Source organism: Frankia sp. AgPm24 (assembly GCF_023243055.1).
Taxonomy (GTDB): domain Bacteria; phylum Actinomycetota; class Actinomycetes; order Frankiales; family Frankiaceae; genus Frankia; species Frankia umida.
On the sequence record NZ_JALKFW010000204.1, the window covers coordinates 32,440 to 53,189 of the forward strand.

The 20,750-nt window shown below is 69.0% G+C and carries 19 protein-coding genes and 1 pseudogene; 7 read left to right on the forward strand and 13 right to left on the reverse strand.

Translation table 11 applies throughout. The features are described from left to right. Positions 1-43: 43 nt before the first annotated feature. A complete protein-coding gene (locus MXD61_RS19020) occupies positions 44-1,255 on the reverse strand; it encodes a cytochrome P450 (RefSeq protein ID WP_248814831.1) in 1,212 nt (403 codons plus the stop codon). Between the two features lie 487 nt (positions 1,256-1,742). Here MXD61_RS19020 and MXD61_RS19025 point away from each other — a divergent pair, with 487 nt between their 5' ends. The 3 genes and pseudogenes from MXD61_RS19025 to MXD61_RS19035 form a co-directional block, all read left to right on the forward strand. Next, positions 1,743-2,792 (forward strand): TetR/AcrR family transcriptional regulator, encoded by a 1,050-nt coding sequence (locus MXD61_RS19025; RefSeq protein ID WP_248814832.1) that lies wholly within the window; start codon positions 1,743-1,745, stop codon positions 2,790-2,792. A 56-nt stretch (positions 2,793-2,848) separates the two neighbouring features. Continuing rightward, positions 2,849-3,970, forward strand: coding sequence for a CaiB/BaiF CoA-transferase family protein (locus tag MXD61_RS19030; RefSeq protein WP_248814906.1), 1,122 nt, complete (start codon positions 2,849-2,851; stop codon positions 3,968-3,970). A 97-nt stretch (positions 3,971-4,067) separates the two neighbouring features. Beyond that, positions 4,068-4,181, forward strand: a pseudogene (locus MXD61_RS19035) (IS6 family transposase); the annotation flags it as partial. Between the two features lie 91 nt (positions 4,182-4,272). Here MXD61_RS19035 and MXD61_RS19040 read toward each other — a convergent pair. From MXD61_RS19040 to MXD61_RS19070, 7 genes are all read right to left on the reverse strand, one after another. Continuing rightward, the gene (locus MXD61_RS19040) at positions 4,273-5,364 is read right to left on the reverse strand and encodes an ABC transporter substrate-binding protein (protein WP_248814833.1); all 1,092 of its coding nucleotides are present in this window, start codon (positions 5,362-5,364) and stop codon (positions 4,273-4,275) included. 438 nt (positions 5,365-5,802) lie between these two features. Continuing rightward, the gene (locus MXD61_RS19045) at positions 5,803-6,678 is read right to left on the reverse strand and encodes an AMP-binding protein (RefSeq protein ID WP_248814834.1); all 876 of its coding nucleotides are present in this window, start codon (positions 6,676-6,678) and stop codon (positions 5,803-5,805) included. Between the two features lie 370 nt (positions 6,679-7,048). After that, the gene (locus MXD61_RS19050) at positions 7,049-8,020 is read right to left on the reverse strand and encodes a cyclase family protein (RefSeq protein ID WP_248814835.1); all 972 of its coding nucleotides are present in this window, start codon (positions 8,018-8,020) and stop codon (positions 7,049-7,051) included. Positions 8,021-8,053: 33 nt separating this feature from the next. Next, the gene (locus MXD61_RS19055) at positions 8,054-9,205 is read right to left on the reverse strand and encodes a CaiB/BaiF CoA-transferase family protein (protein ID WP_308222788.1); all 1,152 of its coding nucleotides are present in this window, start codon (positions 9,203-9,205) and stop codon (positions 8,054-8,056) included. Then, positions 9,202-9,993, reverse strand: a complete 792-nt coding sequence (locus tag MXD61_RS19060; protein WP_251080222.1) for an enoyl-CoA hydratase-related protein — start codon at positions 9,991-9,993, stop codon at positions 9,202-9,204. The genes MXD61_RS19055 and MXD61_RS19060 overlap by 4 nt, the downstream gene beginning before the upstream one ends. 12 nt (positions 9,994-10,005) lie before the next feature. Next, entirely contained in the window at positions 10,006-10,440 is a 435-nt protein-coding gene (locus MXD61_RS19065) for a MaoC/PaaZ C-terminal domain-containing protein (RefSeq protein ID WP_248814837.1), read from the reverse strand. Beyond that, on the reverse strand, positions 10,437-11,012 hold the full coding sequence (locus MXD61_RS19070) for a MaoC family dehydratase N-terminal domain-containing protein (RefSeq protein WP_248814838.1): 576 nt from the start codon (positions 11,010-11,012) through the stop codon (positions 10,437-10,439). Before MXD61_RS19070 ends, MXD61_RS19065 begins: the two co-directional genes overlap by 4 nt. A gap of 234 nt (positions 11,013-11,246) precedes the next feature. Here MXD61_RS19070 and MXD61_RS19075 point away from each other — a divergent pair, with 234 nt between their 5' ends. Next, entirely contained in the window at positions 11,247-11,384 is a 138-nt protein-coding gene (locus tag MXD61_RS19075) for a hypothetical protein (protein WP_248814839.1), read from the forward strand. Positions 11,385-11,502: 118 nt separating this feature from the next. Then, the gene (locus MXD61_RS19080) at positions 11,503-12,438 is read left to right on the forward strand and encodes an aldo/keto reductase (protein WP_248814840.1); all 936 of its coding nucleotides are present in this window, start codon (positions 11,503-11,505) and stop codon (positions 12,436-12,438) included. 100 nt (positions 12,439-12,538) lie between these two features. On the opposite strand, the gene MXD61_RS19085 is transcribed toward MXD61_RS19080, so the two are convergent. After that, complete coding sequence (locus MXD61_RS19085) at positions 12,539-14,164, reverse strand: FadD3 family acyl-CoA ligase (RefSeq protein ID WP_248814841.1); 1,626 nt, start codon at positions 14,162-14,164, stop codon at positions 12,539-12,541. Positions 14,165-14,446: 282 nt separating this feature from the next. Between MXD61_RS19085 and MXD61_RS19090 the strand changes: the two genes are divergently transcribed. Next, entirely contained in the window at positions 14,447-15,205 is a 759-nt protein-coding gene (locus MXD61_RS19090; protein WP_248814842.1) for a hotdog domain-containing protein, read from the forward strand. Between the two features lie 49 nt (positions 15,206-15,254). On the opposite strand, the gene MXD61_RS19095 is transcribed toward MXD61_RS19090, so the two are convergent. The 3 genes from MXD61_RS19095 to MXD61_RS19105 all read right to left on the reverse strand — a co-directional run bounded on the left by MXD61_RS19095 (position 15,255) and on the right by MXD61_RS19105 (position 18,268). Continuing rightward, positions 15,255-15,971 carry a TetR/AcrR family transcriptional regulator gene (locus MXD61_RS19095; protein ID WP_248814843.1) on the reverse strand — a complete coding sequence of 239 codons (717 nt, stop codon included), beginning with the start codon at positions 15,969-15,971 and terminating at the stop codon, positions 15,255-15,257. 175 nt (positions 15,972-16,146) lie between these two features. Further along, on the reverse strand, positions 16,147-17,361 hold the full coding sequence (locus MXD61_RS19100) for an acetyl-CoA C-acetyltransferase (RefSeq protein WP_374629199.1): 1,215 nt from the start codon (positions 17,359-17,361) through the stop codon (positions 16,147-16,149). 13 nt (positions 17,362-17,374) lie between these two features. Next, the gene (locus MXD61_RS19105; RefSeq protein WP_248814845.1) at positions 17,375-18,268 is read right to left on the reverse strand and encodes an SDR family oxidoreductase; all 894 of its coding nucleotides are present in this window, start codon (positions 18,266-18,268) and stop codon (positions 17,375-17,377) included. A 55-nt stretch (positions 18,269-18,323) separates the two neighbouring features. On the opposite strand from MXD61_RS19105, the gene MXD61_RS19110 reads away from it, so the two are divergent. Continuing rightward, the gene (locus MXD61_RS19110) at positions 18,324-19,619 is read left to right on the forward strand and encodes an acyl-CoA dehydrogenase family protein (RefSeq protein ID WP_248814846.1); all 1,296 of its coding nucleotides are present in this window, start codon (positions 18,324-18,326) and stop codon (positions 19,617-19,619) included. 98 nt (positions 19,620-19,717) lie between these two features. Here the strand turns inward: MXD61_RS19110 and MXD61_RS19115 are convergent, their stop codons facing one another. Continuing rightward, positions 19,718-20,728 (reverse strand): phosphotransferase family protein, encoded by a 1,011-nt coding sequence (locus tag MXD61_RS19115; protein WP_248814847.1) that lies wholly within the window; start codon positions 20,726-20,728, stop codon positions 19,718-19,720. Between the last annotated feature and the right edge of the window lie 22 nt (positions 20,729-20,750).

The window sequence follows — 20,750 nt, forward strand, 5'->3', positions numbered from 1 at the left end:
GGTTCCCGGCAGCTGACGGCGTCGCGCGCCGTGTCAGATCTGATCACGCACGGACCTCCTCGGCCCCGATCGGCCGGGTGGGGGTGAAACGCACCGGAACGCTCTCGTAGCCGCTGACGAAGTTCGCGGCCCGGTGCCTGGGCTCCTCGGTGCCGACCAGCGTGAGATCGGGCAGCCGGTCGAGGAGCTGGTCGAGCACGGAGTGCAGCTCGAGCCGGGCAAGGCTCGTTCCAAGACAGTAATGGGGACCGAAACCGAAGGCCACATGTTCGTTCGGGCTGCGCCGGATGTCGAACGTGAACGGGTCCTCGAACGCGGTCTCGTCCCGGTTGGCCGACGGGTAGAGCAGCAGCAGCTTGTCACCGGCGGCGATCTGCTGACCGGCAAGCTCGACGTCGGTGGTCGCGGTCCGGGCCATGTTCTTGATCGGGCTGACCCAGCGCAGCATCTCCTCGACGGCCGAGGGGATCAGCTCCCGGTCGTGACGCAGCGCCGCCCAGTTCTCGGGCGTGCGCAGCAGCTCGTAGATGCCGCCGGAGATGACGTGCCGCGTCGTCTCGTCGCCGCCGTTGAGGATCAGCAGGGACTCGCTGATGATCCCGGCGTCGTCGAGGTGGTCGCCGTCGACGTCGGCGTGTACCAGGATGCTCATCAGGTCGCTGGTCGGGTTCTCCCGCCGGGCGTCGATGATCCGCTGGGCGTAGGCGTAGTACCCGCCGCCCGCCGCGGCGGCGATCTTCATCGCCTCCTCGTCGGCCTGCCCGAGCGCTCCCATCATGGCCTCGCTCCACCGCAGCAGCTGCTCGCGGTCGGCCGGGTCGACACCCAGCTCGTTGGCGATGACGATCAGCGGCAGCCAGGCCGCGATGTCCCAGACCAGGTCGCACTCGCCGCGCTCGCACACCCGGTCGAGGATCACGTCGACGATGCTGCGGATCGACGCTTCCTTCTCCCGTACCCGCCTGGGCGTGAAGCCCTTGTTCACCAGCTTGCGTCGCTGCCAGTGCTCCGGATCGTCCATGTCGATCATCATCGGCGCGGCCGCGTGGTCCGGCCGGATCCCGCCGGCGCTGCTGAACAGGTTCGGGTGGGTGGCGACGTGCTTGACCAGGTCGTAGGTGGCGACCCCCCACACCCCGGTGCGCGGGTCGCGCCACACCGGCGCGTTCGCCCGTAGCCAGGCCAGTTCCTCGTGCGGATTGCGTCCCCAGAAGAAACCATCAACAAGATCAATGCGCTCTTCGATGCTGCTCATGGAGCCTCCAAGTCGGCCACTGTCGCCTGAACCCGTTGTCGTGAAACGTCGCCCGAACCCGCTGCCCGGCACTCGGGGAGCACGGCTCCACGGCTGTTCGCGGCCGCCTCGACCAGGGTCGACGGCGACGCCCGCACCCCTCACTGCTGGCTGCGTCCCTGCCCGGTAGGCACTGCATCCATGCCCGGTAGGCACTGGCCGAACAGCTGCTCAAGGGGCGCACGGACACGCCGTGGCCGTCGAACCTCCGCCCTCCGCCTCGCCTGATTACACACAAACGGCCTACATGTATCTTCAGATAGACTTAGTCCGTTGATCACTGAAAGTCAACCGGTGCGGCGGTGCAGGGGCTGGAGTGGCCCGCCCTCCGGAGACGGCGCCGCGCGCGCCGCTGGCGCCGGGGTGGACGCTGTCGGTGTCGGGGAGGCGCCGGCTGTCCCGAGGGGTCAGGTGCTGTCCCGAGAGGCCGCGGTCAGGGGCACCGCCGGTGTCTCCATCCGTGCTGAACACGGACGGCAGCTCGGGGTTCGGCATCATCAACCGGGGCGGCAAGCTGGACGAGGCCATTGCGAAGGCCGCTTTTTCGAATGGGTATGAGTTTTTTTGTACTTATCTCGTCCGGCTCGGTGGTGCAGGAGGTGTCACCGGAGTCCTGTTCGGCGACGCGAACCCCTCGGGTCGACTGCCTGTCACCGTCGAGGTGACCAACACCGATCACCGGGCCGTGGCCGTGGCCGTGGACGTGATGGTCGGACCCAATGCCGCCGACACGGTCTCGATCGAACTCGAGGTTCTGCGCCGATCCCGCCGCCTGAAGATACACATGCTGTTATGTGTATCTTCAGATAGGATTCGACCGTGGATCAGCGAGAGTCGACCCGAGTTGGGGCGTAGGGGCTGGGGTGGTTCGCCGCCCAGGGACGACGGCGACGCGCGACAGCGGATCCTCGAGGCGGCCATCCGGTGCATCGAGCAGCAGGGGCCGGCCGGGACCACGCTGTCCGGCGTCGCCCTCGAGCTCGGCATCACCCGCAGAACCATCTACCGCTACTTCACCAGCACCGAAGATCTCTTTGGCGGCGTCACGAACCTCGTGCTCGACGACTGGGTCGAGCGGGTGCGGGCCGTCGCCGAGGAAGCCGGCAACCCGACCGACATGGTGGTCGAGTCGGTGGCCTACGTCATCGAGGGGCTGCCCAACGAGGTCTTTCTGACGCTCCTGCTCGGCAGCGGACGGGCGGAGCTGTTCAGCCGGCAGATGCTGACGCCCACCGTCATCGCGCGATGCCGGAGGATCTTCCTGGGTGGTCGTGTCGACTGGGCCGCGCTCGGCTACGACGACCTGGCGCTCGACGAGTTCGTCGAGTTCCTGCTCCGCATCATCCAGTCCATGGTCGTGGCCCCATCCGAACAGCCTCGTTCCGGCGATGACCTACGCAGGTACCTCCGACGCTGGGTCGCACCGGCGCTGTACGGCGCGGCGACGGACGCGGTGGCCGACAGCTCGGCCCGGAGTCCGGTCGGATCCCGCGGGTAACACCACGAGAGCACGAGAGAAGGGCGACCGTGACCGAAACCCCGCAACAGGCGACCATGTCCGCAGGCATCTCACCGGATGGCAGGCCGGCACGGTCCGGCCGGGGGCCGCTCGCCGGGCTGCGGGTCGTCGAGCTGGCGAGCATCGGGCCGGGGCCGCACGCCGCCATGGTGCTCGCAGACCTGGGCGCCGACGTCATACGGGTGGAACGACCGGGGACGGGGCAGCCGACGGACCACACACTGCGTAACCGGCGTTGGATTCGTGTGGATCTCAAGGATCCAGCCGGTCGCACGACCGTGCTGGACCTGCTCGACCGTGCGGACGTCCTGCTCGAGGGCTACCGGCCCGGTGTCGCCGAGCGGCTGGGGCTGGGGCCGGAGGTCTGCCTGTCCCGTAACCCACGCCTGGTGTACGGACGTATGACCGGGTGGGGTCAGACCGGGCCGCTCGCTGACCACGCGGGGCATGACATCAACTACCTCTCCCTGACGGGACTGCTGCACGCCATCGGCCCGGCGGACCGGCCCCCGGTGCCGCCGCTCAACCTCGTGGGCGACTTCGGGGGCGGATCGATGCTGCTGGTCTGCGGGGTGCTCGCGGCGTTGTGGGAACGATCGGTCTCGGGCGTCGGGCAGGTGGTCGACGCGGCCATGGTCGACGGTGCCAGCGTCCTCGCGCAGCTGATGTGGGCCTTCCGGGGAATGGGCCTCTGGACCGACGACCGGGAGGCGAACACCCTTGACGGCGCCGCCCCCTTCTACTCGACCTACACCTGCTCCGACGGCCGGTATGTCGCCGTGGGGGCCCTCGAACCGCAGTTCTACGCACTGCTGCTGGCGGGCCTCGAGCTGGCCGGGGAAAACCTTCCAGGTCAGTACGACCGGACGGGCTGGCCCGTGCTCAGAGCCCGGTTCGCCGGGGCCTTCGCCAGTCGGACCCGCGACGAGTGGGCGGCGGTCTTCGACGGTACCGACGCCTGTGTCACCCCCGTCCTGACGTTCGCCGAAGCGGGCAGTCATCCACACCTGGCCGCCCGGTCGACGATCGTGACCATCGACGGGGTCGAGCAGGCAGCACCGGCCCCCAGGTTCTCCAGAACACCTCCGGCGCCGCCCCGCCCACCCGATCCCGGTGCCACCGACGCCACCGAGACCCTGCGCGTCTGGACTCCGTGACCGGGACCTCGTGCATCTGAACGCGACCGGCTACCAGGCGTGGGTCGAGGTTCTGCGTCGGCACTGTCGCGTTGGCGAAGTCCGCCATCTCGGCTACCGACCAGTGACCGTCCACCGGTGGGTGCGCCGGTCCACCCCGATGCTGATCGACGCGGCCCGGCCATGCCGACACACACCGGGTGATCGTTGGTCCGTCGACGAAACGTACGGGTAGGTCGCCGGACGATCGACCTACCCGTACCGGGCCGCCTCCTGATCCACCCCACCTTTCCACAATCTGGAGAGAACAGAACAACGCGACGTTAGGGGATCGGGCTGGCGCCGACGACGTGGTAGGAGGACGGCTGGCCCCTGCCGTCCAGCTGTGCGGCCAGACCGCCGCGGGTGCACACCGCCGGGGTGGCCGGGTATGCCCTGCCGTTGCAGCGGAACCTCAGGCCACCGGCCCCCGGAATCTCCTTCTCCGGCATCGACTTGAGCGTCGAGATGACCGTGGCCGGGGTGATGGCGCCCCTGATATCCGCCAGCGCTGTCTGGAAGGCGCCCAGCTCCGCGAACATGTCCATGCCGATGGCGTCGTCGGTGTCGATGTTCTTGCCGTAGGCCGCCACGACCGCCTTGTACAGCCGGGTCGACGGGTTGTCGTTGTTCACCGGCGCCACCGCGTTCACCGTGACCCGCTCCAACACATCCGCCGGAACCGCCTTACGGGTCGCATCCGTGATGCACGGCCCGATCGCGAAGTACGGGCCGGTGAAACCGGCCGTGCGCAGAGCATTGAACGCGCTGATGCAGAACGCGTCGTTGCCAACGATCTCGACGACACCCGGTGCGCTGCCGGACAGGCCCTGCAACTGAGGGGTCATGTCCGCCGTACCCAGCGGGATGGGGATCAGCTTGAGTTTGATCCCGGCCTTCTTCAGCACCGCCGCGTTCTCGCCCTCGAACTGGGCCAGCGCCGGCGGCACGTCGATGACGATCCCGGTCAGGTTCCTGGTCTTCGCCTTCTCCGCCAACGGCAGGATCCCGCCGACCACAAGACCGTTCGGGTCACCCAGGATGAAGGTCGACTGGGTGTCCTGCAGCTGTTCCGGGATGGTCGTCGAGAAGAAGAGCACCGGGATCTTCGCCGCGTGCAGCGGGGGCCAGATGGTCTGGGCCACCGCGGACGCGCCCACGACCACAGCCGACACCTTCTGCTCGATCGCCTGGTTCGCGCAGTCGGCGCCCCTGCTCGGATCGTTCGCCGTCTCACACGTGACCAGCTGGATCGGTCGGCCACCGATACCGGAACGACGCTCGTTGAGGAACTTGACGGTCACGTCCGCCGTCCGCAGCTCGATCGAGGTGTCACTGGACGGAGCCTTGCCGTCCGAGATCAGACCGATCTTCACCGGGGCCCCCGCAGCGCGTGCCACCGGACCCAGCGGCGCCGCACTGTCCGCGGCGCTGGTCGTGGCACCCGAGGTGGCCCCCCCGCCGCCATCGCTGCCGCTGCTCCCACAACCAGCTGCCACCGCCAGCAGCACTCCTGCGGATAAGGCGGCAACGGCCACGCTCTTGCGCGGCTTTTTCCACCCAGACCGGGGGCGCCTCGAATCCGCTCGGTGGCGGAGAACGCCAAAACGATTTCTGAATGTGAACATATAATTCCGATCTCCTGGCTCATTGCCCCGCACAGACGGCCTGCGCGACGCTGCCCGGCTCCTGGACGTGCACCATGCCACTTGTCGGGTCCAAACGTCCTGCCCGCGAGCCGACGGCAACCACGACAACCGCCCAGAAACGTCTGGATCAAATATTGTTTGCGGTCTGGCGTCTGAGTTGCGCTTTTAGGATTTTTCCGGTTGAGGTGCGGGGGAAGTCGTCAACTCGGTGATCGTGAGGCGGCCCGTCGCGTCGAGAACGCCCACGTCCTCTGTCCGGTACCAGCCGTCGGCGTCGAAGAACGCGGCGGTGAGCGCCGGATCGGTGTAACCGACGCTGAGGTCTGGTCCGCGAGACCAGACCTCGCCGGGCTGTCCGGTCGAAACCGGCTCGCCGGCGTCGTCGAGCAGCTTGATCTCCACCCCGGCGAGCGGGCGGCCGTCGGTGTGAAGGCGGGACCGCGCGTCGTCCTCGTGGCGGGAGCCGGTGATCGACGGATGCTCGGTCGAGCCGTACATGCGAACCACCGACACGCCCGCCGCCGTGGCCTTCTCGGTGAACGCCGCCGGTATGGACGCGCCTCCGAGGCCCACGTGGCGGATATGGCGCATGTGGTCGTCGGTCAGGTCGGGATGATCGAGCAGGCTGCCAAGGAAGTAGGCGGACCCGGAGCCGGCGGTCAGGCCGTGCTTCGCGACGATGGCGAGCACTCGGGCGGGATTCCAGACGTCGATCAGAGGGACGGGTTGACCGTTGCGCAGCGGTAGTTGCAGGCCGCCCTGCATGCCCATGAAGTGGCCGACCGGGGTGCCGGTCAGAGACGGTCGGTCTCCGCCCGCGTTCATGCCACCCAGCTGGTTCGCTTCCGCGCAGATGGTGTTGTGGGTGTGGATGACCCCCTTGGGGGCCGCAGTCGTGCCGGACGTGTAGGCGATGATCGCTGGCGAGTCCGGGTCGGTTCTGGCCGCCTCGACCAGCGGGGCACCGATGTTCTCCAGCGCCTCGAACGGGACGGCCTTCGCCGGGAGGGTCCCGTTGTCCGCGCCGACGACCGCGACCACGGACAGCGAGGGAACGTCCTGGCAGACCTCGGCCAGGTCGTCGAGGTAGCTCCGTCGTCCGAACCCCGCCGCGGGCGCTCAGGCCGCCGGCCAGGGCGAGCGCCCGCCTGCGCAGCGCGGCATACGAGCCTGTCCAGGGCCGCTCCAGAGAATGAACCTGAAACGTCTGCTCGCCGTGTGCGCGCAGCGCCTGGTCGATCATCTCACCCAGCGGGATGTCGGCCCATAAGCCGTCCTGTCGGTACCGCGCCGCGAGGTGCGAGGGCACGGCCCGGGTATGCAGATGCTGCAGTGACACGGCGATATCCTCAGTGCTCGGGCAGGTACGGCGACCTGCCGGCGACCTGCCACACCGGATGTGACCCGGAGGTCAGAACGTCGCGATCGGGTTCACGGGACTGCCGCTTGTGCCGGCGAAACGGACCGGGCACACCGACAGCTGGAAGTCCCACTGCTTCAGCCGCGCCGCGGTCGAGGCGCAGGCTTCCAGGTCACAGTTGTCGACCAGCCACAGGCCCATCGCGACCAGTCCGACGGCATGTACCGGCATGAAGATCTCGGCGTAGCCGCTGGGGTTCACGTCCTGCGCGGTGTCGGCACCGATGTAGGCGACGTCGCGCTCGCGCAGCCAGGGCAGGCAGGCGGCATGCCAGCCTGCCTGCTGGTACGAACCCTCCTGCGCCCACTCGCTGCCGGTCGCATGGCGGCGGCGGCCGTGGCCGGTCCGCAGCAGCACCGCGTCGCCGGGCTGGACCCGGACGTTCTGGCGCCGCTCGGCCGCCTCGAGGTCGGCGGGTACGACCGGTTCGCCCGGCTCGAGGGCGTCGACGCCGCGTACGGCCGGGATATCGAGCAGAATCCCGCGCGTGACCATGCCGTCGGCGGCGGCCGTCACCGCTCCCCAGGTGGCCCCGTCGCGCGGGTCGACGAGGTCCGCCCCACGGCCGTTGTACATCGTCCCGTTCCAGAAGATGTGGCTCAGGGAGTCCACGTGCGTGTAGGCCCCGCCATGAAACGTGAAGGTGAGCGATTCGGCGGAAAAACCCCAACCGTGATCGTGGGCCTCCGTGGGTCTCCCGCCCGCGTCCTGCGACAGCTCGGCGACCCGTGGCACCGCGTGCGTCGCGCGCTCCAGCACGCCGGGGCCGACCTGGACCTCCCACGCGCAGGAGACGCTGATACCGTGGCGCACCGCTGCGGCGGCCCGCAGGCGGGACTCGGCATTGATGTGGTTCAGGGTGCCGAGCTGGTCGTCGTCGCCCCATCGGCCCCAGTTGGACAGGCTGTCGAAGTAGCCGAGAACGTCGTCCTGCGTGGGTAAGGGAGCCTGGTCGGATGTCATGATAAAGCCCTCTCTCCTTGATCCTGAACCGGATCAGATCCGCGGATCGCTCTGCCGCGCGACGCCATCGTCGAGCAGCCGTTTCACTGTGTCCGGAGCAAGGCCAAGTCCGGTCAGGACGTCGATCGTGTGATCGCCGGGCAGAGCCGGGCGGCCGGGCGATGCCGGCGGTGTCTTCGAGAACCGCGGTGACGGCGCCGGCTGCCGCACACCGTCGACGTCGACGAACGTGCCACGGGCGACGTTGTGCGGGTGGCTCGGAGCCTCGGCCAGGCTCAGTACCGGTGAGGCGCACGAGTCCGGGGTGACCAGATCGCGTTCCCACTCCTCGCGGGTGCGTTCGCGAAAGCGAGCCGCCATTGCCCTGCCGTGCCGGTCCCACGCCTCATGGTCGTCATAGTCCTGCGGCACCTCGACGCCGAGCCGGGCACACAGCTCGGTGTAGAAACGGCTTTCCAGCGCGCCGACGGCGAAGTGCCCGCCGTCAGCCGTCTCGTAGGTCCGGTAGAAGTGGGCGCCGCCGTCGGTCAGGTTCGCCTCGCGCCGGTCCCGCCAGGTTCCCTGGGCGAGCATTCCGTAGAACACCGCCATCAGCGTGGCCGAACCGTCCAGCATGGCGACGTCGACCACCTGCCCGGTACCCGACCGGGCCGCCTCGAGGATGCCGGCCAGCAGGCCGACGGCCAGCAGCATGCCGCCTCCGCCGAAGTCACCCAGAACGTTCAGCGGTGGTACGGGACGCTCGGCCGGCCCGCTCGCGTGCAGCGCCCCGCTCAACGCGATGTAGTTGATGTCATGCCCGGCCATCTGGGCGTACGGCCCGTCCTGCCCGTAACCGGTCATCCGGGCGTACACGAGCCGCGGGTTACGCGCCCGCAGGTCCTGCGGACCAATGCCCAGGCGTTCGGCCACCCCGGGCCGGTAGACATCGACAAAGGCGTCGGCGTGCTCGATGAGCGTGTGGATGAGCTCCAGGCCCTGTCTGTTCTTGGCATCGAGGGCGATGGAGCGCTGGCCCCGGCGCAGGACGACGTCCACCGGTGGGGGCGCGCCGACCTCGCTGGGACGGTCGATCCGGACAACCTCGGCGCCGAGGTCTCCCAGCAGCATCCCGGCGAACGGGCCTGGGCCGAGACCGCCCATCATGACGATCCGGACGCCGGACAGTGGGCCGGCGGCGGTCACCGCCTGCTCCAGGCGGCCCGGGCCCGCGCCGCCTCCACGGTGGCATGCGTGATGACCTGATTGCGGTTCTCCACCTCGAGTGCGGCTGCCAGGCTCGGGGCATCGGTGTTGAGCTGCAGGGCTCGTTTCGTCATCGCGACTCCCAACGGCGAGTGCGAAGCAATCACGGTGGCGGTCTCCATCGCGCGCGCGAACAGCTCCCCGTCGGGGTGGACGGCGCTCACCAGCCCGGTCCGCAGCGCCTCGTCGGCGGCCACCAGCCGCCCGGTGAGCATCCAGTCGGCGGCCACGCTCGTCCCGACGACGCGCGGCAGGTGGTAGCTCATCCCCATCTCGGCACCGGACAGGCCGAGGCGGATGGCGGCGTTGCCGAAACGGGCGGAGGCGGCGCAGATCCGGATGTCGGCGGCCAGGCAAAGCGCGAGCCCGCCGCCGACCGCCACCCCGTTCACGGCGGCGACCACCGGTTGGGGGAGCGCGCGCAGGGCCTCCGGCAGCGCGGCCATCATCTCCTGGAACCGGAGCCGGTCGATCGCCGGCGCCTGCGGGCCAGGTACGTCCGGCCCGAAGCCACGCAGGTCGATCCCGGAGCAGAAACCACGGCCGGCGCCGGTCAGCACCACCACCCGGACCGCACGGTCGCCGGCGATCGACGCGCAGGTGTCGCGCAGCGCGTCCGCCAGCGTCGCGTTGATCGCGTTGAGCCGGTCGGGGCGGTTCAGCCGGAGCACGGCCACTTCATCCGATCGCTCCAGGACCACCACGTCTGAGTCTGGTGCCGGGGTCATACCCATCGGTTCCTAGCCGTCATGGTCCTGGTCCACCCGCGCGGTCGCATAACCACTGATCACCTCGATACCGTCGCCGTTCACGGTCACCACCTCGAGATCGACCAGATCCTGGCCGTCTGACTCCCGGACCGCCGTCACTGTCAACCGGGCCGTCAGCGCGTCCCCCGGCCACACCTGACTGCGGAACCGCACGCCATAGCGGACGAGACGGCCATCGCCCACCCAGTCGGTCAGCGCCCGCGCCGTCATTCCCATCGTCAACATGCCATGCGCGAACACCCCCGGGTATCCGGCCACCTCCCGGGCGTACACCTCGTCGGTGTGCATCGGATTGAAATCGCCCGACACACCCGCGTACATCACCAGCTGGGTCCGGGTCAGATCTCGCGTGAGCACCTGCTCATGGATGTCTCCCACGGCGAGATCCCTGCCGCGCAGGCTCATGCACTCTCCTCGGCATCGACCGTGTGCTCCGGCCGCACAATAATGTTACGGCTCGTGATTATCAGTTCACCCTTGGCGTCCCGGTACTCCGAAATCGTCTCCTCGAAACGGAGCCTGCCGCCGCGCCGGCCGACCTTCTCCCAGGCCTTTCCGGACCGGAGGGTCACCGTCAGCACATCGCCGGGCCGAATGTGGCGGTGATACTCGAAATGCTGCTCCGCATGCAGACCGCCACTGTGCGGCGCGGGCTGAGCGGTCCCGGTCGGGGTTCTCCCCGAGCCGAACCAGGGTTCCCCGACCATCGGCCGCAGCGTCCAGTCGGGGTTGTAGTGCGCACCGCTCTGGACGAACGTCGGGGGCGCGATGATGCTGCCGGCCTCGGACTCCGCTGCGGCGACCGGATCGGAGTACGCCGGATTCGGGTCGCCCACCGCTCGTGCGAAGAGCATGATCTGGCCGGCTTCAACCGGAAAGCTGAACTCGGTCACGCCCACCTCCACAGTCCCGCTGGCCGCTCCCGCCCCACCGACCCCCTCGCCGACGCGGGAGTGGTCACAACGCAGCGTGGTCACGACGCAGGATGGTCACGGACCGGCTCGAGCGCGTCCTCGGGCCAGCGGCGGGAGCGTACCGCAGCATCGAAACCGACGTCGAATTTCAGTCGATCAGCCTGCCCGCCAGGCCGGCTGGAGCCGGTCCTGGCGACGGCTCCCCTTACGGCGGTGGGGTGGAAGGGCGTTGTCGTTGCGGGTGCGAGGGTGAGGCGTTAGCCTGCGCCAGGTGGAAACCGATGTCGGATTCGAATAATGACCCTGTTCGATCCGGTGACCTTCATCGACGAGATCGACACGCTGTCGACCGACGGCCGGCGGAAGATCATGGGTGCCAACCTCGCCAAGGTGATGGGCATCGACCCGAGCGTCAAGGTCCTCACCTCAGCCTGAGTGGACTCTCCGACCCAGGACAACGGACGATGGTTCCAGTCCTGCAGGACCGGTAGCAGCCGGGACGGTCGGTCCGTAGGGGGCCGAACCGTGCCGCCATCTGAACAGGGGACCTGCCATGGAGCATCGCCCGCTCGGCAGCACCGGATCCGCCGTCTCGATCGTGGGACTGGGTTGCAACAACTTCGGCATGCGTCTCGACGCGGCCGGCAGCGCCGCGGTCGTCGGCGCCGCACTGGAGCACGGGATCACGCATTTTGACACGGCCGAGATGTACGGGGCCGGAAGATCCGAGGAGTACCTGGGCACGGCCCTCGGCGCCCGCCGGGACGAGGCGGTCATCGCGACCAAGGTCAACCGTCGGCCGAAGGGAGAGGTCTACCAGCCGGGGGCGCTGCGGCGGCGGATTGTCGAGGCGGCCGAAGGCAGCCTGCGCCGTCTGGGCACCGACCGGATCGATGTTCTTTACCAGCACTACGTCGACGAGGAGGCTCCGCTGGAGGAGGCGATGGCGACCTTCGACGAGCTGGTGCGTTCGGGCAAGGCGCTGCACATCGCCTGCTCGAACGTCGACGCTGGGCAGATCGAGGCCAGGGCCGCATACGCCGCGGAGCGCGGTGTCACCGCGTTCACCGCGGCCCAGATCGAGTGGAACCTGCTCGAGCGGGCGGTCGAACCGGAGATCGTCCCGGCCGCCCGGAAGGCGGGCATGGGGATCGTGCCCTACTTCCCGCTCGCTTCGGGCCTGCTGAGCGGCAAGTACCGGGCGGGCGAGCCGTTTCCCCCCGGCACCCGGCTGGCCGCCAACGCGTACTTCGCCGCAGTCGCGACTGAGGAGAACTTCGCCTACGTCGAGGCGCTGACCGCGTTCGCGGCCGAGCGCGGACACTCGGTGCTCGAGCTGGCCATCGCCTGGCTGGCCGCGCAGGATGGCGTGGCCTCGGTCATCGCCGGGGCGACCAGGCCCGATCAGATCGCGGCGAACGTCGCCGCGGCCGGCTGGCAGCTGACGGCGGACGACCTGGCGGCACTTCCCCACCCGGTGTCCGAGTAGGCAGCTCGCGGCCGCGCCAGCAGGTGGGGCCCGCAGGCGGCGCGCGCCACCTGCTCTCGATGTTGTCGGGCGGCGGCACCCGGGCGCCCCAGGCCTGCCGTCAGGTCTTCTTCTCCTCGTGGTTGGGTGCGATCGGGGTCGTCGCCGCCTGCTCGCGAAGGTGCTGCTTGACGACCTTGCCGGTGGCGTTCAGGGGAAGCGCGTCGATCACCTGCACGTACCGGGGGACCTTGTAGTTCGCCATCCGCTCACGCGACCAGGTGACGAGCTCGCCCGGTGTCGTCACCGCCCCCGGGCACAGGACGACGAACGCCATGCCCACCTCACCGAGCCTTCCGTCGGGGACACCGATCACCGCGGCCTGCTTGATGTCGGGGTGGCCCAGCAGGATGTTCTCGATCTCGGCCGGGTAGGTGTTGAAGCCGCCGACGATGAACATGTCCTTCGCCCGGCCGACGATGCGCAGCAGACCGGCATCGTCGATCGTTCCCAGATCGCCGGTACGCAGCCAGCCGTCGGCCGAAAGCACCTCGGCCGTGGCGGCGGGATCGTCGAGGTAGTGCGACATCACGGTGGCGCTGCGCAGCTGTATCTCGCCGGGCTGCCCCCCTGGCAGGACCCGACCGTCGCCGTCGACGATGCGCAGCTCGACACCCGGGCGACGCCGCCCCACCGTCGTGGCGATGGTCCGCGCATCGTCCGTGAGCGAGGTGCCGGTGGCGGTGCCGCCCTCGGTCAGCCCGTAACCGGCGAGGACGTCGGTGAAGGGCAGCTCCTCGAGCACACGCTGGATCAGCGTGACCGGGATGTCCGCGGCCCCGGTCACGGCCAGGCGAAGGCTGGAAAGATCGTAACGGTCGCGTTCGGGATGGTCGAGGATCGCCTGATAGAGCGTCGGTGGACCGGGCAGTACGGTGACCTTCTCCTCGACCACGCGGCGCAGCACCTGCCCGACGTCGAACACCGGCTCGGGCAGCATCGTCGCACCGGCCACGAGGGCGGCGAGAACACCGGACTTGAGGCCGAACATGTGGAAGAACGGGTTGACCATGAGATAGCGATCGCCTGTTGCGAGGCCGGTCATCGCCACCCAGTCCTGGGCTGCCTGCAGTGTGGAGCGGTGCGTGTGCACGACTCCCTTCGGCTGACCGGTCGTGCCGGAGGTGAAAATGATGTCCGACACGGTGTCGGGCGTGAGTGCCGCGGCGCGGCGGTCCGCCTCGTCGCGCGTGGCATCAGTCGCCCGGGCCAGGAACTCCGGCCAGGGCACGGTCGCTGTTCGTGTGTCGGATGTGTCGGATGTGTCGGTGGTGACCGTGGTCGCGAGTGCGGTCAACTCGACTCCGGCGCCGCGCAGGAGGGTGACGTAGTCGTTGCCGAGGAAACCTGAGGTCGTGACCAGCAGCCGGACCTGGGCCCGGCGCAGAATGCCGGCCGCCTCGGCGCCCTTGAAACGGGTGTTCACTGGGACCAGTGATGCGCCGACCTGGAACACTCCGAGAGCCGCGACCACCCACTCGGGGCTGTTCGGGGCCCAGATGGCGACGCGGTCACCCACGTGTATGCCAGTGGAGACGAGAGCGGCACCGAAGGTGCGAACCTGCTCGTGTAACTCGCCGAAGGTCAGGGGGCTGTTCTGGTCCGCGACGGCCTGATGCTCCGTGAAACTCCCGACTGCCGCGGCGAGTGTCTCGGGTATCGTTCTGGCCGGGCCCACGACGCACATTGTCGCCTCCTCCAGATCTGACTACGCAGGGTCAGAAGCAGGGCATGTTTCCGTATCGCGCAACGGTTTGCCCGGTCAGTATGACGTCTGTTAGTTTGAATCCGCGCAGATCCGCGCTGACCGGTGTTCCCAACCGACCTTCCCCAGATCTGGTCTCCAGGTCAGGGCCGTTCTGGTGTGCGCCTGGGACGCAAAACAACGATAGCTTTCTTTGCCCTGAGAAGCCACCCCCGACCGTGTGGCCGGATCGCCTCACGACGTCGCCAACGATAAGGATCAAATGTGGATGGTGCAAGTCCGCTTCTGGAACTCGGCCTACGTGTCCAGCTCGACGAGGATTCTGTTTCTGGGCAGGCGGAGGTGACCTCGCGGATGTGCGGACCGGGCGAGACCGCCGTGCGCACATCGATTCTGGCGACCTGGTCCGACATGATGACCGGATCGCTCGCAGTGGTCCTTATGGGGCCGCAGATCCCGATCACTCTGGACCTGCAGGTGGATGTCATCGAGCCAGCGGGGCCCGGTGACGTGATCAGCCTCGAGGGCACGGTTCTCAAACGCGGCCGCTCTGTTCTGGTATGCGAAACCCTGTTGCGGCGGGTGAACAGCTCCGCCGTCCTGGCGATCGCCCACACGACCTTCATGGCCTCACCGGATCCCCGGCACGTCTTTCCTGACGGGTTCCGGCCACGGGTGCCGGATCCCGTCGGGCACCTGCCGGTGCCGTTCGCCGAGCGCGTCGGGTGCACGGTGGTGGAACCAGGAACCGCCGAAGTGGCCCGGCGGACCGGTGGGCTGAACGCCGCCGGGGCGATCCAGGGCGGCGTGATCGCGCTGGCTGCCGAGGAGGCCGCCTTCTCGCTGGCCGGTGACGCGGGCTACCACGAGTCCCTCGGTATCCGGTACCTGCGTCCGTTCTCGGTCGGGCCGGCGCGTGCTGTCGCCCGACCGCGGGGCCGGGTCTGCCAGGTCCGTCTGCATGACATCGGCACCGGCAAGCTTGGCGCTGTCGCCACCATCCGCTCCCGACCGCTGCTCTGACAGTTGTGTTTCCGGCCGGTCCAGCCCGATTCCGTCGGCGCGGACCGGCCTAGGATCGCGGCGGTTCCGGCCTGACGCCGAGCGCGTTCGCCCACAGTATGGTCAGCTGTTCGACAGCTTCGTCGAAATCGTAGTCCCGAAAGTTCTGGACCAGCCAGAGCTCGGCGAATCTCGCGGTCATCGCGCCCAGGGCGTCCGCGGCGAACGACGGGTCAAGTCGGTGATCCGCAGCACCTTCTTTCTGCATCCTGATGATTGCCCGCTCGGCCCGCGTGACGTAATGCTTCATGGTGGCCATGCGAGCCTCGTTCACGGGCGGGTCGTACCGCGACACCTGCTCGATCACCCCGATGATCGCCGCCTCGTCCCGATAACGCTCGAGGTAGCGGCGGTTGGATCGTCGAATCCGCTCCCAGACCGAATCACTGCCGGCTGCCGAGTGCTCGGTCGGCGCGGTAAGCAGCTCCTCCTGGGCGCGGGCCACCTCGCGGAAGATCTCCTCCTTGGAGTCGAAGTAGTGATAGAAGGTGCCCAGTGCGATCTTGGCTGTCTGGGCGATGTCGGCGATCCGTGCTTCCAGGAACCCGTCCCGCTCAAAGACCGTTTTTGCCGCGTCGATCAGACGGGCCCGGGTTCGTATCCCCTTCGCGGACAACGGGCGCACCGAGGCGGCCTGCCGTGGATCCCCCACCTTCGCCGGTGGACCGGCTGTCTCCGGCGAATCGGAGGCCTGCGGATCCTGGGGCTGCGGCACCGCTGGGGTCACCGTCGCCTCGCCCTGACCGGGAGCCGGGACGCCGGCGTTGGTAGCATGTGCAAAGCGCACTGCCTCACTTTGCGAAGTCGATGTCGGTTTCGGTTCTCCACTCTACCGGCTCGTTCACAGCGACGGGCTCGCATCGTGCTGGAAGATCGCGGTGGGCATCGGTGTCGTCCGCTGATCACACGCGTTCAAGGATCGTGGCGGTGCCCATGCCGCCGCCGGTGCACATGGTGACCAGGCCGATGGTGCGGTCCTGGCGCTCCAGTTCGTCGAGCACGGTACCGAGCAGCATCGCACCGGTCGCGCCGATCGGGTGGCCCAGCGCGATGGCACCGCCGTTCACGTTCACCCGCTCCGGATCGAGCTCGAGATCGGTGATCGTCGTCAGAGCGACGGCGGCGAACGCCTCGTTGACCTCCCAGAGATCGACATCCGCGACCGTCATCCCGGCCCTGTCGAGGCAGCGCCGGGCGGCGGGCGCCGGCGCGGTGAGCATGATCACCGGTTCTGAACCGACGGCCGCGGTGGCGCGGACACGGGCCCGCGGGGTGACGCCGTTCGCCCTCAGCCAGCGCTGCGAGGCGACCACGACCGCGGCGGCACCGTCGACGACTCCGGAGGAGTTGCCGCCATGGTGGACATGGTCGATGTGGTCGACCCGCGGGTAGCGGGACAGCGCGAGTTCGTCATAGCTGAGCGGCCCGTCGTCCGGCCGGGCAGCACCGACGGCGGTGAACGCCGGACGCAGTCCGGCGAGCCGCTCGACGGTCGTTCCGGGGCGGGGGTGCTCGTCCTGCCTGAGCAGGACGTCACCGGTGGGCCCGGTGACCGGGATGATGCTGGCGGCGAACCGGCCCTGCGCGATGGCCGCGGCGGCCCGGTCCTGGCTGCGCACGGCGAACGCGTCGACGTCCGTGCGGTCGAGCCCGGCCAGAGTGGCGATGAGGTCCGCCGAGACGCCCTGGGGAACGGTGGGGTACAGCTCGCGCAGCGCCGGATTGTGGCCGTCGATGGTGACGGAGCCGGCGGTGAGGTCCCAGCGTGACATCGACTCCACGCCGCCGGCGACGACCAGGTCCTGGGCCCCGCTGGCCACACCGGTCGCGGCGACGGTGACGGCCTGCTGGCCCGACCCGCAGAAACGGCTCAGCGTCAGCCCGGGCACCGTCCGCGGCCAGCCGGCGAGCAGGGCCGACAGCCGGCCGATGCAGTCACCGTGGTCACCGGCGAGGATGCCGTTGCCGACGACGACGTCCTCGACCTCGGCCGGGTCGAAACCGACCCGGCCGGCCAGCGCGCGCAGACACTGCGCCAGTAGTTCCTGCGGATGCACGTCGTGCAGTGCGCCGTCGGGCCGGCCCTTGCCGCGAGGGGTCCGCACGGCGTCGACGATCCAGGCGTCCACGTCAGCTCACCTCATGGAACAGCGTGCGGGGGCGGGCGTCGGCGAGCAGCCGCCGGACCGCCTCACCGACCTCGCCCGGCGAGGTGACGGGATCCACGCCGGGTCCCCGGTGCCAGCCCTCGGCGACCGCCAGCACGAGTCCCGATGCCTCGATCACCTGGCCGGACACGTCATGGGAGTCGGCCGACGCCAGCCAGGTGATCACGGGTGCGACGGCGGCTGGCGCGAACGCCGCGCGTACCTCGTCGGTGATCTGCAGGTTCTCGGTCAGCCGGGTCAGCGCGCCGGGGGCGATGGCGTTGACGGTGACGCCGTACCGGCCGAGTTCCTGGGCCGCGATCTGGGTGAGCGCGGCGATGCCGGCCTTGGCCGCGCCGTAGTTGGACTGCCCGGGGTTGGCGTAGAGACCGGACACGGAGGTCGTGTTGATGATGCGGGCGTCGTTGGTCACGCCGGACTTGGCGCGCTCGCGCCAGTAGGCGGCGGCATGCCGGCTCGGGGCGAACGTGCCCTTGAGGTGCACGCGGATCACCGCGTCCCACTCGTCCTCCGACATCGAGAACAGCATCCGGTCACGCAGGATCCCCGCGTTGTTCACGAGGACGTCGAGGCCACCGAAGCTGTCGATCGCCTGCCGCACGAGGCTGGCGGCGCCATCCCAGCTGCTGATGTCGTCCGCGTTGGCGATGGCCGTGCCACCCTTGGCGACGATCTCCTCGACGACCTCGTTCGCCGGACCGCTGCTGCCGCCGGCGCCGTCGCGGGCGCCGCCGAGATCGTTCACGACGACGTTCGCGCCGTGCTCGGCCAACGCGAGGGCGTACTCCCGACCCAGGCCGCGCCCGGCGCCGGTGATGATGCAGGTTCGGCCCTGGCACGTGATGGCTTCACTCATGGTAGACAGTCAATATCGATGTCGATTTCGATGCAAGGGAAGGGGGCGGACGGGCATGGCTTGGGACTTCTCGACTGACCCGGACTACGCCGAGCTTCTGGCCTGGGCGGACGCGTTCGTGCGCGAGGAGTGCGAGCCCCTGGACCTGGTGGTCCGGGAGTCGCACGATCTCGGCGATCCGGTCCGGCAGGCACTCATCCCGCCGCTGCAGGCGGTGGTGCGGGAGAAGGGACTGTGGGCGACGCACCTGGGGCCCGAGCTCGGCGGCCCCGGCTACGGGCAGGTGAGACTGGCCCTGCTCAACGAGATCATCGGGCGATCGGTCTGCGCGCCCATCGTCTTCGGTTCGCAGGCGCCGGACTCCGGAAACAGTGAGATCCTCGCCCGCTTCGGCACGCCGGAACTCAAGGAGCGGTACCTCGTGCCGCTGCTCGACAACCGTATCGTGTCGTCGTTCTCGATGACCGAGCCGCAGGGCGGGGCCGATCCGAAGATTTTCACGACCACGGCGCGGCTCGACGGTGACGAGTGGGTCATCAATGGCGAGAAGTGGTTCACGTCCTACGCGGCCCTCGCCTCCTTCCTGATCGTGATGGCGGTGACCGATCCCGACGCGCCGACCTACCAGCAGCAGTCGATGTTCGTCGTTCCGGCCGGGACGCCCGGCGTGCGTATCCTGCGCAGCGTCGGAATGGGCTACGAGCCGGTCGGCGAGGGTATCGAGGGTTATGTCCGCTATGAGAACGTCCGAGTGCCGGCAGATCACATGCTCGGCCCCCGCGGCGGCGCTTTCATGGTTGCTCAGACCCGACTCGGAGGTGGGCGTATCCATCATGCGATGCGTACCGTCGGTCTGGTACGAAGAATCTTCGACATGATCTGCGAACGCGCCGTGTCCCGCTTCACCCAGGGCGAGGTTCTCGGGGACAAGCAGCTTGTTCGGCAGATGGTCGCCGACTCGTGGATGGAGATCGAGTCCTTCCGGCTGCTGACCCTGCAGACCGCGTGGAAAATCGACAGGTACCAGGACTACAAGGTCGTGCGGGCGGACATCTCGGCCGTCAAGGCGATGATGCAGAAGGTGCTGCACGACGTCAGCGCCCGCGCGCTGCAGCTGCACGGCTCGCTCGGCACGACGCACGAGATGCCCTTCGTCCACTACCTGGTCGAGTCCTTCGTGCTCGGGCTTGCCGACGGGCCGACCGAGGTCCACAAGATCACACTTGCCCGGGAGCTGCTCAAGGGCGTCCCGGCTTCGAAGGATGTGTTCCCCTCGGGGCATCTGCCACGGCTGCGCGCCGAGGCCGAGGCGAAGTTCGCCGATCGTCTCGCCGGCATACCGCGGACCTGATGACCGGCGGTCATCGGCCCGGCCGCGACGCCGCCCGGCCAGGCACGGCGCAGCCGGACCCCGACCCCGGGCCGCTGGGAGCCCGAGGCCGGCACGTGTCAGAGCGGCTGGTCGAGCAGGGCGGCGGCTCGGGCGAGCAGGCCGGGCAGTACGTCGGCGATCTGTTCGGCCAGCGGGTTCGGGGTCGGCCCCTGTCGCGCGTGCTTGACGATCAGAGACCAGGTGGCGGTGGCCTTGAAACACGCCAGTGCCTGGAACCAGGGCAGCGCGGGTACCTCGCGGTCAAGGTGCCCGGCATAGGCCTCGGCGAGATCGGCAGGGGCGGGCAGCAGGCCCACATAGCGGCTCGGGCGCTGGTAGGTGGCCGGATCGGCGTTGATGAGAAACCAGCCGAGATCCACCCGTGGATCGCCGACCGACCAGATCTCCCAGTCGATGACCGCGGTGACCGTCGGGCCTGTGGCCAGCAGGTTTCCGAGACGAAAATCGCCGTGCACGATGGCGGCGCCCATGGCTGCCGGCACGGAGCCAAGAAGTGTCCGCGCGATCCTCGCCCATCCGGGCGCCAGGTTCTCGTCGACGGTTCCCAACGCGCGTGTCCACCGCCGCACCTCGTCGACCAGGCTGATCCGGGGCTCGTCGGCCAGCCCGAGCTCGGCCGGGTCCAGCCGGTGCAGGGTGGCGAGGGCGCGCACGGCGTCCTGGACGCGGTCGGTGAGCACCGCCGGATCGTCCGCCTCGGTCGGGTCCGCCGGATCGTCGGTGTCGAACAGCGGCTCGACCGAGGTTCCGGGGACGAAGGACATCACGAACAGGGGTGGGACGGCGGGGGGATCCCCGCGGTCCTCCCACAGGACCGTCGGCACGGGGACGTCGGTCGGCGCCAGTCTGCGCAGCAGCAGGGCCTGGCGCAGGACATCACGGTTACGCACCGGCTTCAGGCCTGGCGGAGCGACCTTGACGACGACCGGACGGGAGGCTCCGTCAACAGTGGCCGTTCCGGTGTAGGACAGGCTGGACGCGCCGCCGGACAGCCGGCGCAGCCCGCCGAGCTCGATGGCCGTGAGCCGGGTCTCCAGCGTGTCGAGGTCGATGTCGATCGCCATCATTTCCTCTCGTTGGGTTGATATC